The 12,918-nt window shown below is 71.4% G+C and carries 16 protein-coding genes; 8 read left to right on the top strand and 8 right to left on the bottom strand.

What is annotated here, in order from left to right:
• Nucleotides 1-30: 30 nt before the first annotated feature.
• A complete protein-coding gene (locus tag BFV98_RS29015; protein ID WP_013287394.1) occupies nucleotides 31-684 on the bottom strand; it encodes a GPP34 family phosphoprotein in 654 nt (217 codons plus the stop codon).
• A gap of 198 nt (nucleotides 685-882) precedes the next feature.
• Between BFV98_RS29015 and BFV98_RS29010 the strand changes: the two genes are divergently transcribed.
• Nucleotides 883-2,394: an APC family permease gene (locus BFV98_RS29010; protein WP_013475927.1), complete on the top strand. Its 1,512-nt coding sequence runs from the start codon at nucleotides 883-885 to the stop codon at nucleotides 2,392-2,394.
• Nucleotides 2,395-2,446: 52 nt separating this feature from the next.
• Here the strand turns inward: BFV98_RS29010 and BFV98_RS29005 are convergent, their stop codons facing one another.
• A complete protein-coding gene (locus tag BFV98_RS29005) occupies nucleotides 2,447-2,836 on the bottom strand; it encodes a hypothetical protein (protein ID WP_030274248.1) in 390 nt (129 codons plus the stop codon).
• A gap of 40 nt (nucleotides 2,837-2,876) precedes the next feature.
• Nucleotides 2,877-3,584 (bottom strand): hypothetical protein, encoded by a 708-nt coding sequence (locus BFV98_RS29000; protein ID WP_071098440.1) that lies wholly within the window; start codon nucleotides 3,582-3,584, stop codon nucleotides 2,877-2,879.
• On the opposite strand from BFV98_RS29000, the gene BFV98_RS32045 reads away from it, so the two are divergent.
• Both BFV98_RS32045 and BFV98_RS28995 read left to right on the top strand, forming a co-directional pair.
• Complete coding sequence (locus tag BFV98_RS32045) at nucleotides 3,583-3,774, top strand: hypothetical protein (RefSeq protein ID WP_139135452.1); 192 nt, start codon at nucleotides 3,583-3,585, stop codon at nucleotides 3,772-3,774. The genes BFV98_RS29000 and BFV98_RS32045 overlap by 2 nt on opposite strands.
• A 41-nt stretch (nucleotides 3,775-3,815) precedes the next feature.
• A complete protein-coding gene (locus BFV98_RS28995) occupies nucleotides 3,816-4,580 on the top strand; it encodes a hypothetical protein (protein WP_255368288.1) in 765 nt (254 codons plus the stop codon).
• A gap of 384 nt (nucleotides 4,581-4,964) precedes the next feature.
• On the opposite strand, the gene BFV98_RS28990 is transcribed toward BFV98_RS28995, so the two are convergent.
• Complete coding sequence (locus BFV98_RS28990; protein ID WP_071098437.1) at nucleotides 4,965-5,618, bottom strand: DedA family protein; 654 nt, start codon at nucleotides 5,616-5,618, stop codon at nucleotides 4,965-4,967.
• A gap of 24 nt (nucleotides 5,619-5,642) precedes the next feature.
• Entirely contained in the window at nucleotides 5,643-5,999 is a 357-nt protein-coding gene (locus tag BFV98_RS28985; protein ID WP_013287401.1) for a VOC family protein, read from the bottom strand.
• Between the two features lie 156 nt (nucleotides 6,000-6,155).
• Here BFV98_RS28985 and BFV98_RS28980 point away from each other — a divergent pair, with 156 nt between their 5' ends.
• Nucleotides 6,156-9,011 carry an aconitate hydratase gene (locus BFV98_RS28980; RefSeq protein ID WP_071098435.1) on the top strand — a complete coding sequence of 952 codons (2,856 nt, stop codon included), beginning with the start codon at nucleotides 6,156-6,158 and terminating at the stop codon, nucleotides 9,009-9,011.
• Between the two features lie 66 nt (nucleotides 9,012-9,077).
• On the opposite strand, the gene BFV98_RS28975 is transcribed toward BFV98_RS28980, so the two are convergent.
• Nucleotides 9,078-9,392: a hypothetical protein gene (locus BFV98_RS28975; protein WP_013475922.1), complete on the bottom strand. Its 315-nt coding sequence runs from the start codon at nucleotides 9,390-9,392 to the stop codon at nucleotides 9,078-9,080.
• 88 nt (nucleotides 9,393-9,480) lie between these two features.
• Here BFV98_RS28975 and BFV98_RS28970 point away from each other — a divergent pair, with 88 nt between their 5' ends.
• Both BFV98_RS28970 and BFV98_RS28965 read left to right on the top strand, forming a co-directional pair.
• Nucleotides 9,481-10,248 carry a DUF5753 domain-containing protein gene (locus BFV98_RS28970; RefSeq protein ID WP_047893331.1) on the top strand — a complete coding sequence of 256 codons (768 nt, stop codon included), beginning with the start codon at nucleotides 9,481-9,483 and terminating at the stop codon, nucleotides 10,246-10,248.
• Nucleotides 10,239-10,424, top strand: a complete 186-nt coding sequence (locus tag BFV98_RS28965) for a DUF397 domain-containing protein (protein WP_030274233.1) — start codon at nucleotides 10,239-10,241, stop codon at nucleotides 10,422-10,424. Before BFV98_RS28970 ends, BFV98_RS28965 begins: the two co-directional genes overlap by 10 nt.
• Before the next feature lie 6 nt (nucleotides 10,425-10,430).
• Here BFV98_RS28965 and BFV98_RS28960 read toward each other — a convergent pair whose 3' ends face one another.
• Nucleotides 10,431-10,946, bottom strand: coding sequence for a GNAT family N-acetyltransferase (locus BFV98_RS28960; protein ID WP_071098433.1), 516 nt, complete (start codon nucleotides 10,944-10,946; stop codon nucleotides 10,431-10,433).
• Nucleotides 10,947-11,229: 283 nt separating this feature from the next.
• On the opposite strand from BFV98_RS28960, the gene BFV98_RS28955 reads away from it, so the two are divergent.
• Both BFV98_RS28955 and BFV98_RS28950 read left to right on the top strand, forming a co-directional pair.
• Nucleotides 11,230-12,195, top strand: coding sequence for a serine protease (locus BFV98_RS28955; protein ID WP_071098432.1), 966 nt, complete (start codon nucleotides 11,230-11,232; stop codon nucleotides 12,193-12,195).
• A gap of 82 nt (nucleotides 12,196-12,277) precedes the next feature.
• A complete protein-coding gene (locus BFV98_RS28950; RefSeq protein WP_013287408.1) occupies nucleotides 12,278-12,484 on the top strand; it encodes a hypothetical protein in 207 nt (68 codons plus the stop codon).
• A gap of 156 nt (nucleotides 12,485-12,640) precedes the next feature.
• Here BFV98_RS28950 and BFV98_RS28945 read toward each other — a convergent pair whose 3' ends face one another.
• Nucleotides 12,641-12,871 (bottom strand): hypothetical protein, encoded by a 231-nt coding sequence (locus tag BFV98_RS28945; RefSeq protein ID WP_013475917.1) that lies wholly within the window; start codon nucleotides 12,869-12,871, stop codon nucleotides 12,641-12,643.
• Nucleotides 12,872-12,918 lie beyond the last annotated feature (47 nt).

The following is a 12,918-nucleotide window of genomic DNA, read 5'->3' as shown; positions in this document are numbered from 1 at the left end:
TCCCGCCCCGGCTCGGCCCGGGGCGGGACGTCATCGCCGTACCGTCGTGGTGGTGACGTCGAGCGCGCCCACGACGGCGGCGAGCAGCCCTTCGAGCTGAGCCGGCAGGAACCGGCGGCAGTCGCGCATCCGCGTGGCCACCTGCGGATCGAAGATGTGCGTGGCCAGCCCGACCGCCTCGGCGAGGGTCGCCAGCAGCAGCGTGCCCGGGTCCAGTTCGGCCGGGGACGAGTGCATCAGCATCGCGGTCAGCCGCACCCGCGGTGAGGCCGCCTGGTTCGGGTCGATGGCCGGCCAGCGCACCATCCGGCCGATCAGCTTGCCCTGCTCGCGCCGGAGCACGCCAGCGGTGACCAGCCGGGTGCCGACGCGCTCGTTGATGTTGAGCTGGGTCCGCAGGTAGCGGATCCACAGCCGGGCCGGATGCGCACCCTCGCGGCGCAGGATCTCGGTGATCAGCAGGTCGGTGAGCGGCTCCTGCCACAACCGCGGATCGACAGCGGCGATCCCCCCTCCGTCGAGGGCGATCCGGCCCTCGAACATCAGCTCGGCGAGCGCGGCGCCGGCCAGCCCGCACTCCAGCCGGTCGACGGCGACATGTGGCTTGCCGGTGAACTCGTCGTGTCCGATAAGGAACAGCGCATCCGCAAGCCGGTAAGTGGCCTGCGCCCCGGGGTAGGTCATGGTCCATCCTCGAACGGTGGCCGTGATCGTCGACACGGGACGGTACGGCATGACCACGCACAGCTCAATTCCGGCCGATCACGCGCACCCCAATCGATATCGAAGCGGGGTTGTCACGATCAGTGATCACCAATACCCTGCTTCAGGTTGTTCCGAAGTAGACACCTCAATCCCCTCACCCCCTCCCCTGGAGAAGCCTTGTCCTCCGATCCGTTCTTCTCCGACGGTGGGCTGCGCCGCGGTCGTCTCGGCACCGCCCACCTCGTCTTCTTCACCGTCGCCGCGTCCGCCCCGCTGACCGTTCTCGGCGGTGGTGTCACCACCATGTACGCGGTCAGCGGCAACATCGGCGCCGCGCTCGGATACGTGCTCCTCGCCGCCGTGCTCGCCGTCTTCGCCACCGGCTACGCCGCGATGAGCCGGTACGTCGCCAACGCCGGCGCGTTCTACGCGTACATCGCCAACGGCCTCGGCCGGGCCGGCGGGGTGGCCGGCTCGGCTGTCGCGCTGGCGGCGTACAACGCGATCCAGATCGGTCTCTACGGCCTGCTCGGCGCGATCCTGGGCGACTTCATGGACGCCAAGACCGGCATCAGTCTCGACTGGTGGGTCTGGGCGCTGCTGGCCTGGGTGTTCATCGGCGCGCTCGGCGTCCTGCGCATCGACCTCAACGCCACGGTCCTCGCGGTGCTGCTCATCCTCGAGTGCGTGGCCGTGCTGATCTTCGACCTGGTCGCCTTCGCCAACCCCGACGGCGGCACCGTCACCACCGCCGGCATCAGCCCCGGCCACCTGTTCGGCGCCGGCTTCGGCGCGGTGCTCGCGTTCACCATCGCCTCCTTCACCGGCTTCGAGAGCGGCGCCATCTACAGCGAGGAGGTCAAGGACCCGCGGCGCACCGTGGCCCGGGCCACCTACATCGCGGTCGCGTTCACCGGTCTGTTCTACGCCTTCTCCGCCTGGGCGCTGACCGTGCTCACCGGTCCGGAGAACGCCCCGGCGGCCAGTGCCGAGGCGGGGCCGGGCATCATCTTCGGCGCACTCGACCAGTACACCGGCGCGGTCGTCGCGGACATCGCCAACGTCCTGTTCATCACCAGCGTGCTGGCCGCCCTGCTGTCGTTCCACAACGGCGTGGCGCGTTACCTGTTCGCCCTGGGCCGGGAGCGGGTGCTGCCGGGCTTCCTCGGCGCCACCTCCAGCCGCAGCGGCGCGCCCGTCGCGGGCTCGCTCGTGCAGAGCGTCCTCGCAGTGGTGGTGTTCCTGGCGTTCGCGATGACCGGCCGTGACCCGGTCATCGACCTGTTCACCTGGCTGTCCGGCGCTGCGGCGGTCGGCGTCGTGCTGCTGATGACGCTCACCTCGGCCTCCGTGGTGGGCTTCTTCCGGGGCCGCCCCGGCCCGGAGAGCGCGTGGCAGCGGGCCATCGCCCCGGCGCTCGGCACGGTCCTGCTCACCGCCGTGCTGCTGGTGCTGCTGTTCAACTTCGACGCGCTGCTCGCCCCCGACACGGCGAGCTACCTGAAGTGGCTGCTGCCGGCGATCCCGGTGGCGGCGGGCGTGGTCGGCCTGATCTGGGGCGCGATCCTGCGTACCAGCCGGCCGGACACGTACCGCCGGATCGGCCAGGTCACCGAGGAGGGCCTGCACGAGCCCGGCCTGCACCCGGCCCCCGAGGCCGACCGCTGGGCCGGCGCCCACCACCGCTGACGTCAGTCGGTGCGGCGGCCGGCCCGCGTGGCCGGCCGCCGCACCACCACGATCAGGCGGTACGGATGACGGTGCAGATCACCGGGCCGTCCTCGGTGGTGCGCAGCAGATAGCGGTAGCGCTCGCCGGGCACCGCGCCGCCCTGGCTGTCCAGGAACTCCCAGCGCACCGCCACCTCGGTGAGCAGCGCCGAGATCTGCTGCACGTCCTCGATCTGCGCGTTTGCCGCGACGAGTTCCCGCTCCTGGTAGTCGGGCGCGGCGCCGACGAAACTGAGCGCCACCGCAGCGGGCGAGGTGAACGAGAAGCTGTAGGTGTCGGCGACCACCAGCCCGGGCAGGGCGTAGCAGCCGGCGATGGCCGGCACGTCGGCGGTGGTCAGCGCCACGCCGTACCGGTCGAAGAAGTCGGTGAGCGTGTCGAGGTCGGTGGAAGCCGTCACGACGCTCCTCATTACCGGCACGCCCCGGCGGCAAACCTGGTCAGCGCGGCGGGATCCGCACCTCGATCTCGGCACCGAGGTGCGCACCGCCGTTGAGGGCCAGGTCGTCGCCGCTCCAGAACCGCCCCGGGTCGTACCAGTTGGGCCGTCGCCCGGCGGGCAGCAGGCCCATCGCCTCGTAGGTAACAGCGACCACCTCGGCGCAGTACGCCGTCTCCAGTGCTGCGGCGTTCTCCCTGCTGGTGTCGCCGATCCTGCTCGTGTCGGCGGTCCTGCTGGTGTCGGCGGCCCTGCCCCGGAGGCCGCCGAGGCTCAGGCGGGGCGGGTGCGGCAGCCGCCCCCGGGCCCACCGCCAGGCGAGCTGCGCGGTGGACGGGAACGGTGTCCCGTCCAGACGAGCCACGGTACGCAGCACCGCCTCCTCCATCGCCGTGTCGGCCGGCGGTTCGAGCTGGCGCAGCCAGCCCCGCTGGCCGTACCGGTTGCCCCAGACGCAGACCGCGTCCCGCAGGTCGTGCAGCTGCACGCCGCGCTGGTGGGTGCCGGTCCACATGTCCGGCAGCGAACGGCCCAGCTCGGCGTGCCACATCAGCGGCGGCATGTCGTCGAGCACCACGGCCATGCCCACGTGGTTCACCGGGCTGTTCGTGGTGAGCTGGATGGCCCGGTCGGGCACGCTGCGTCCGCGGAACACCCACAGATCGCCGGTGCGGGTCAGCTCCACGGCCTCGTCCAGGCTGATGCTCATGGAGGACTACCCTATGCGGATGCGGCAACGGATGCGGTGGTGGAAGGTACTCGGGCTCGCGGGTCTCGCCGGCGTCGCGGCGACCGGAGTGGTGGTGGCGCGGGCCGAGCGACGGCGCCGGGCGTACACCCCGGAGGAGATCCGGGACCGGCTGCGCGAACGGCACGCCAAGGCGTCCTCGTCGTCCTGACCGGACAGTCGCGGGCGGCGGATTCTCCTACCATCGCCATGATGGGAACCGTTTTCTGGGAGAGCCCGTTCGTCCTCGATCCCCCGCCCGCCGCCGTGGAACGGCACGGCGACGTCGACCTGCACGTGCCCGCCGGCGACGGTCGGCATCCCGCTGTCGTCGTCGTGCACGGCGTACCGGGGCCACCCGAAGCACCCGACGCGCGGGACTGGCCGCTCTACCGCGGCTACGGCGCGCTGCTCGCCGAGGCAGGCGTGCTGACCGCGATCCCCCGGCTCACCGTCGCGAGCCCGGACGACCTGTACACGGTCGCCGCGCGGGTCGCCGCCGCCGCCGAAATGCTCCGCGCCGACCCGCGCGTCGACGCCGACCGGCTCGGGCTGTGGTTCTTCTCCGGCGCCGGCCTGCTGCTCGGCGACTGGCTCCGCGACCCGCCCGCCTGGCTGCGGGGCGTGGCCGCCACCTATCCCCTGCTGGCGCCGCTGCCCGGATGGCCGCCGGTGGACCCGCGCTTCCGCCCGATCGACGCCCTCGACCTGCCCGCCGGCGCAGGTGTCGGAGCCGCGCAGACGGAGGGCGCGGCACGGCCGACGCTCGTGCTGACCCGGGCCGGGCGGGAGCGGCCCGAGGTCGCCCCGACGATCGAGGCGTTCACGGCTGTCGCGCGGCGTCGCGGCATCCCGCTGTGCGTGGTGGACGTGCCGAACGGGCAGCACGGATTCGACGCGCTGGACCACACCGAGGAGTCCCGCGACGCCGTCCGCACCGCCCGCGACACCCTGCTCACCCTGCTCACCGCCCCCTGACCGCCGGCACGCACCCCGCCCCGTCGATCATGAAGTTGACGGCGTTTCCTGTCCGTTCTGTCGCCGCCAACTTCATGATCGACGCTCTGGAGTGGTCGGGTCGGGTGCGGCCGGTCCACCGCGACCCCGCACTGCTCGCCGCCCCACCCACCCACATCGGTGATCAAGGAGTTTGTGCCACTGCGGGAGCTGCTGCAGGACACAAACTCCTTGATCAACCGGGTGGGGGCGGGCAGCGCAAGGGTGAGGCGGGGCCTGGCGAGGGCAGGCAGCGCAAGGGCGAGTGCCGGGCCGGGCGAGAGCGGGACCAGGCGAGGGCGGCGGCGCAGAGGCGAGGGCAGGCCGGGGCAGAGGCAGAGGCGAGGGAAGGCGCTGGGGCGGGGGTCAGCGGTCGGCTGCGGGGACCGGGGTGGGCTGGTCGGAAGGCTCGGACACGTGCAGGCGCTTGGCCCGGCGGCGCAGCCAGGCGGTACTCACCACGCCGGCCAGCACGGCCAGCACCAGCCCGGCCCAGGAGATGTCCTTGAGCCAGTGCTCGGCGGCCTGCCCGAGGTAGAACAGCAGGTAGGTGGTGCCGAACGCCCACACCAGCCCGCCTGCGGCGTTCGCGACCAGGAACCGGCGGTACGGCACGCGCAGCGCCCCGGCGAGCGGCCCGGCGAGGATGCGCAGCAGCGCGACGAACCGCCCGAAGAACACGGCCCAGACGCCGTGCCGGGCGAAGCTCAGCTCGGCGCGGGCCAGGTGTGCCGGGCCGAGGTGTTTCGGGAAGCGCTGGCCGAGCCGTTCCAGCAGGGGGCGGCCACCACGGCGGCCGACGGCGTACCCGACGGAGTCGCCGATGATGGCGCCTGTCGCCGCGGCGGCGGCCACCCACTCGGGCCCGACGGCGCCTGTGGCGGCGAGCAGGGCGGCGCTGACCAGCACGATCTCGCCGGGCAGCGGGATGCCCATGCTCTCCACGCCGATCACCCCGCCCACGAGCAGGCAGATCAGGGCCGGTGGGAGCGCGGCGAGCCAGTGCTGTACGTCGACCACCCGCCCGACCCTACCCGCGCCTGGTCAGCCCGCGGGGGCCAGAAACTCCAGCCGGTTGCCGTGCGGGTCGTACGTGTGGAACCGACGCATGCCGGGAATCTCGTCGTCGCCCCAGGTCACTGTGTGTCCGGCGGCGTCGAGGCGGGCGGCCAGCTCGTCCAGGTCGGTGCGCAGCAGCGCGGGGTGCGCCTTGCGGGCCGGGCGGAAGTCGTCCTCGACGCCCAGGTGCAGTTCGGCGTCGTACCCGGTGAACCAGCAGCCACCGCGGGCGGCGAGGGCCGGGGGTTTGGGCTTCTCGGTGAGGCCGAGCAGGCCCGCGTAGAAGGAGCGGGACGCGTCCTCGGAGCCGCGGGGGCAGGCGAGCAGGACGTGATGGATCATGGTGGCACCTCCTCGTCCCGCAGCGTGGCACGAGGTTGCACGAATAGCAAGACGGACGTACGGTTTTGTAGAGACCGACGCAGGTAAGTGTTGCCTAAGCACGGCAGCGCCCCGGCCGGTGCGACAAACTGCTCAGGACTACTCACGGTCGCTGGTGTGAAGGAGTACGACGTGGCGAGCCTCGACACCTTCGGTGCGAAGACCCAGCTACGCGTCGGAGACGCGAGCTACGAGATTTTCAGGATCGACAAGGTGGAGGGCCACGAGCGACTGCCCTACAGCTTGAAGATCCTGCTGGAGAACCTGCTGCGGACCGAGGACGGCGCGAACATCACCGCCGACCACATCCAGCAGCTCGGCGCGTGGGACGCCACCGCCGACCCGAGCGTGGAGATCCAGTTCACCCCGGCCCGGGTGCTGATGCAGGACTTCACCGGCGTGCCCTGCGTGGTCGACCTGGCCACCATGCGCGAGGCGGTCCGTGACCTGGGCGGCGACGCCACCAAGGTCAACCCGCTGGCCCCGGCCGAGCTGGTCATCGACCACTCGGTCATCGCCGACCTGTTCGGCCGCGAGGACGCCTTCGAGCGCAACGTCGAGCTGGAGTACGAGCGCAACAAGGAGCGCTACCAGTTCCTGCGCTGGGGCCAAACCGCCTTCAACGAGTTCAAGGTCGTCCCGCCGGGCACCGGCATCGTGCACCAGGTCAACATCGAGTACCTGGCCCGTACGATCATGGAGCGCAACGGCCAGGCGTACCCGGACACGGTCGTCGGCACCGACTCGCACACCACCATGGTCAACGGCCTGGGTGTGCTGGGCTGGGGCGTCGGCGGCATCGAGGCCGAGGCCGCGATGCTCGGCCAGCCGGTCAGCATGCTGATCCCCCGGGTCGTCGGCTTCAAGCTCTCCGGTGAGATGCCGGCCGGCACCACCGCCACCGACCTGGTGCTGACCATCACCGAGATGCTGCGCAAGCACGGTGTGGTCGGCAAGTTCGTCGAGTTCTACGGCCCGGGCGTGAGCGCGGTGCCGCTCGCCAACCGCGCCACCATCGGCAACATGTCGCCGGAGTACGGCTCGACCGTGGCGATCTTCCCGATCGACGCCGAGACCGTCCGCTACCTGGAGCTGACCGGCCGCGACGCGTCTCAGGTCGCGCTGGTCGAGGCGTACGCCAAGGAGCAGGGCCTCTGGCACGACCCGGAGCGCGAGCCGGAGTACTCCGAGCGTCTGGAGCTGGACCTCGGCACCATCGAGCCGTCGCTGGCCGGCCCGAAGCGCCCGCAGGACCGGGTGCCGCTCGGCAGCGCCAAGACGCTGTTCCGCGCCGCGCTCAGCGACTACGTGGCAGCCGACGAGACCGGTGGCGACCCGGGCCGCAAGCCGGGCGTGCCGCAGCAGGAGAAGCCGTTCGGCGCCGACGGCCCGGCCGACGAGGCGTCGGCCGAGTCGTTCCCGGCCAGCGACTCCCCCGCCAACGGCGTGAACGACCCGGCGGACGCGCCGCGCGACCTGGAGACCGCCGCCGTGGGCGCGGGCGGCCGGGCCAGCAATCCGGTACGCGTGACCGGCGCCGACGGCGTCGAGTACGAGCTGGACCACGGCGCCGTGGTGATCGCCGCGATCACCTCCTGCACCAACACCTCGAACCCGCAGGTGATGATCGGCGCCGCGCTGCTGGCCCGAAACGCGGTGGACAAGGGCCTGGCCCGCAAGCCGTGGGTGAAGACCACCCTGGCGCCGGGTTCGAAGGTCGTCATGGACTACTACGACCGCGCCGGCCTCACGCCGTACCTGGAGAAGCTCGGCTTCAACCTGGTCGGCTACGGCTGCACCACCTGCATCGGCAACTCCGGCCCGCTGCCGGAGGAGGTCTCCGCCGCCGTCAACGACGGTGACCTCGCAGTCGTGTCGGTGCTGTCCGGCAACCGCAACTTCGAGGGCCGGATCAACCCGGACGTCAAGATGAACTACCTGGCGTCCCCGCCGCTGGTGGTCGCGTACGCGCTCGCCGGCACCATGGACATCGACCTGGCGAACGAGCCGATCGGCGAGGACGCCCAGGGCAACCCGGTGTTCCTGCGGGAGATCTGGCCGAACAGCGCCGAGATCCAGGACGTCATCGCCTCGGCGATCGGCGCGACCGGCTTCAGCGCCGCGTACGCCGACGTGTTCGCCGGTGACGAGCGCTGGCAGTCGCTGCCGACCCCGACCGGTGACACGTTCTCCTGGGACGGCGAGTCGACGTACGTGCGCAAGCCCCCGTACTTCGAGGGCATGCAGCAGGAGCCGGCCCCGGTCCAGGACATCGCCGACGCGCGGGTGCTGGCGAAGCTGGGCGACTCGGTGACCACCGACCACATCTCCCCGGCCGGCTCGATCAAGGCGGACTCCCCCGCCGGCAAGTACCTGGCCGAGCACGGCGTGGCCCGGCACGAGTTCAACTCGTACGGCTCCCGCCGCGGCAACCACGAGGTGATGATCCGGGGCACGTTCGCCAACATCCGGCTGCGCAACCAGCTCGTCCCGGGCGTCGAGGGCGGCTTCACGGTCAACCACCTGACCGGCGAGCAGACCTCGATCTACGACGCCTCGATGGCCTACCAGGAGGCGGGCGTCCCGCTGGTCATCCTGGCCGGCAAGGAGTACGGCTCGGGCTCGTCGCGTGACTGGGCGGCCAAGGGCACCATGCTGCTGGGCGTGAAGGCGGTCATCGCCGAGTCGTACGAGCGGATCCACCGCTCGAACCTGATCGGCATGGGCGTGCTGCCGCTGCAGTTCCCGGGCGGCGAGACCGCCGAGTCGCTGGGCCTCACCGGCACGGAGACGTTCTCGATCAGCGGCGTCACCGCGCTGAACGACGGCGACACCCCGCGCACGGTGAAGGTCACCACCGACACCGGCCTGGAGTTCGATGCCGTGGTCCGCATCGACACCCCGGGTGAGGCGGACTACTACCGGCACGGCGGCATCCTGCAGTACGTGCTGCGCCGCATGATCGCCAGCTGAGTTCTTCATGTAAGGAAGGGCCCCTTCTTAACAGACGTCTGTTAAGAAGGGGCCCTTCCTTACATCTCAGCGGAGGCGGAGCGCGACGGCGCGTGCCTCGGCGTCGGTGAGCGGCAGGAACCACAGGAAGCGCCGCACGATCGCGATCGGGTCCGGGCCGTCGGGCCGGCCGCGCAGGTCGCGGATGGCCTGCCGGGTGAGCCGGGAGAACTCGGGGATCATCGTGGCGCGGCGGGCGGCGTCGGTGGGCGCGGCCCGCAGGGTCGGGCACGGCCAGGGCTCGCCGCAGCGGTCGCAGCGCCAGGCCGGACCGCACGCGCGGTGGCCGGTCAGCGGCAGCACCACCCGGGGGTACGCCGATGTGGGTGTCGGTTCGGTCATGCCTCCACCGTGCCGAGGGTGCCCGAACAATCACACAGCGTTGTGTAATCTCCTTCGGACGGTTCTTTTGCTCCGGGGAGGAATGGGCATGAACCATGCCTTCGTCACCGCGCTGGCCGGCGCCGGCCACACCGCCGAGAGCCTGGCGGAGCGGCTCGGCCTGCACCCGAAGACGGTGGCCCGGTGGGCGAACCCCGGGCACATCCCGCAGAGCCGGCACCGCGCGACTGTGGCGAACCTGCTGGGCCAGCCGATCGAGGCGCTCTGGCCCGACGCGGTCCGCCGCCGCGAGCCCGTCTGGTTCCGCCCGTGGGTGGACATCGAACGCGAGGCGGTCGCGCTACGCACGTTCGAGCTGGCGTGGGTGCCGGGTCTGTTGCAGACCGAGGCGTACGCCCGGGCCACGTTCATCGGCCAGCCGCTGACCGCCGACGAAGTCACCGACCTGGTCACCGCCCGGCTGGACCGGCAGGGCATCCTCACCCGGCCGCGCGGACCGCTGTACGTCGTGGTGCTCGACGAGCAGGTGCTGCGCCGCGCCGCCGCCGGCGACCGGGCGCTGATGGCCGCGCAGGTGACCCACCTGCTCGCCTGCGCCGAGCTGCCGAACGTGCAGCTCCACGTGGTGCCGGCCGACACGCCGACCTATCCCGGGCTGGACGGGCCGTTCGTCATCGCGGAGCTGCGCGACGGCAACCGGGTGGCGCATGTGGACAGCCAGGCCCGCGCGCAGATCATCGAGCAGCCCTCGGAGATTGCTACCCTGGAGCGTCGGTGGGAACGCATCCGGGGCGAGGCGCTGCCCCGCGCGCGGACCCTGGAACTGCTGAGGGAAGTGGCGGCGGCATGGACCTGAGCGGCGCCCGGTGGCGCAAGAGCACCCGCAGCGGCGGCAACGGCGGCAACTGCGTCGAGGTCGCCGGCAACCTGCCCGGTGTGGTCGGCGTCCGCGACTCGAAGGACCCGGCCGGTCCGGTGCTCACCTTCACCCCGGCCGCGTGGACCCGGTTCGTGACGTCGGCCCGCCGCTGAGCCCGGTCAGGCCAGACGCGCGGCGTACACGTGCACCGGATCCCCCGATTCGGGCGTCGTCGCACGCTCGAAGCTCAGCCCGATCCGCTCCGCGACCCGCTGTGAGGGCATGTTGTCCGGGTGGATGATCGCGACGAGACGGTCGACGCCCAGCCGATCGCGCGCGTGGTCGCGACACGCGGCCGCCGCCTCCGTGGCGAATCCGCGACCCTGCATCCCGGTCCGCAGGTGGTAACCGACTTCGACCTCCATCACCCCGTCCACCGGCTGCGGAGTGAGACCGCAGTCGCCGACGAACTCGCCTGTCGCCCGTGACCTGAGCACCCACAGTCCGAAGCCGTGGCCGCGGTAGAGGTCCTCGTTCCAGCGGATCCAGTCCAGTGCCTCCGCCCGGATCTTCGGTCGCGGGTAGTAGCGCATCACGACCGGGTCGCCGAGAAGGGCGGCCATGTCGTCGAGGTCGTCGACGGTCATCTCGGCGAAGGTCAGTCGTCCGGTGGCGGGCGGCGGATCAGCAGTCATCGTGGCCCCGGCCCCTTCGTCACGGCTTCGAGGCTACCGAGGCCGAGCGCCGCTCACGAACCGGCGGCAACGAACGACCGCTGAAGCCGGCATCCCACTCATCGCGAAATTGCAATTCGGTGATGTCCCTCGCCCCCCCCCGATCGCACATCCGACACCGCAAACAATCGACGTCCATGATTCGTTGACACGCTCCGAAGCCCGTCGATACGTTGCCGATATCGCGATGCACAACGGGGGCGCTCCAGTTTCGATCCGGGAATCGAACACTGGGAAGGATTTCATGAAGACGACGATCAGACTTCTGGCCCTGCCGGCCCTGATCCTGCCGGCGATCCTCGCCGGCACTCCGGCACTGGCCGGCACCGGCACCGCCGCAGGCACGGCCGCTCCGGCTGCTGTCACGTCGATCGAGCGCAAGGCGGGGTCGTCCTCGCAGGCCAGGGCCTACTGGACGGCCGAGCGCATGGCGGCGGCCACTCCCGCCGACGAGGTGGAGAAGGCCGCCGGCCCGGTCACCCAGAGCCCCACCGCGGAGCGGGTGCGGCGCTTCGCGGAGGCGGTGGCACCGAAGGACGGCAGCGGCTTCGGCACCCAACTGAACGAGTCGATCACGGTGGGGAAGATCTTCTACACCAGTTCCACCGACGGTCTCGGCCACTACTGCTCGGCGAGCGTGGTGAACAGTCCGGCGCGCAACATGGTCTTCACCGCCGCGCACTGCGTGCACGACGGGCCGGGCCGGGACTGGCACACCGCGAACTGGATGTTCGTGCCGTCGTACCGCAACGGCGCGCAGCCGTACGGCACCTGGGACTGGTCCACGCTCGCGGTGCCGAGCGGCTGGATCAGCACCCGTAAGCGGCAGTACGACGTGGCCGTCGCGCTCGTCTACGGCAGCCGGTCGATCGTGGACGCGGTCGGCGCCAACGGGCTGCTCACCGGCGGTGGCCGGGCGTACCACTACGACATCTTCGGCTACCCGAGCAACAAGGACAGCGGCGAGATCCAGTGGGTCTGCTCGGGCACGTCGCGGGACGCGGGCAGCAACCGGATCGAGATGAACTGCGGCTTCGGGGGCGGTTCGAGCGGCGGCCCGTGGTACTACAGCTACGACAACACCACCAGGCGTGGTGACGTGCACGGGGTGATGAGCTACTCGAGCGGCTCGAACACGAACGGCTCGCCGTACTTCTCCGCCGCGGTGGTGGGGACGCTCTACAACACGTACGCGAACGACACCTGGTGAACGACGGTCCGCCTGGTGTGCCACCCGGCGCACCAGGCGGGCCGGCACCAGGCGGACCGGCACCCGGCCCGGAGGAGGCGACATGTCACATCGTGTGCTGCTCGGCGCGGCCGCCGTCGCGGCGCTCGCCGTCGCCGCGGCCGTCGTGGTCCTCGCGGCGCGCGAGGGCGACGCGGGGCGACCGGCGCCGCCCGGCCCGGTGGTCGCGACGCACAATCCGAGCCCCGGCGCCACCGACCCGTCCGAATACTGGACGAGGGAACGAATGCGGGACGCCATCGGCGACTGAATCACCGAATTGCGTTCGCCGGACTGCGTGAGCCGGACTGCGTGAGCCGGATTCGAACGCCGGCGCACCGGTGCGCCGAATTCCCTCCCGCTCACGATCTCCGGCCGAGCCCGGCCGCAATTCCCATTTCAGTGAACATGCGTGCCGGCGAGCCGTTCACGGACCGGTGTCGGAGTAGACCTCGACGTCGTAGAGCAGTTGCACGTTGCGGCGCCCGTTGGTGATGCCGACGAAGACCGGGTCACCGGCCGGGGTGCGGCCCTGGCGCCACACCTGTTCCCGGGCCGCTTCCCGCGACTCGTGATGGACGCCGCCCTCGCGATGCAGGTGCAGGACTCGGCGGGCCGTGGCCGGGTCGCTGTCGAGGTGGACTCGCAGCAGAGGCATGCCGTGCCCTCCTTGCCCACTGTCGAGGCCGGACTTTCGTCTGTTCA

The sequence above is a fragment of the Micromonospora sp. WMMB235 genome, from assembly GCF_001855515.1.
Lineage (GTDB): Bacteria > Actinomycetota > Actinomycetes > Mycobacteriales > Micromonosporaceae > Micromonospora > Micromonospora aurantiaca.
This window is presented reverse-complemented; position numbering and strand designations above follow the sequence as displayed.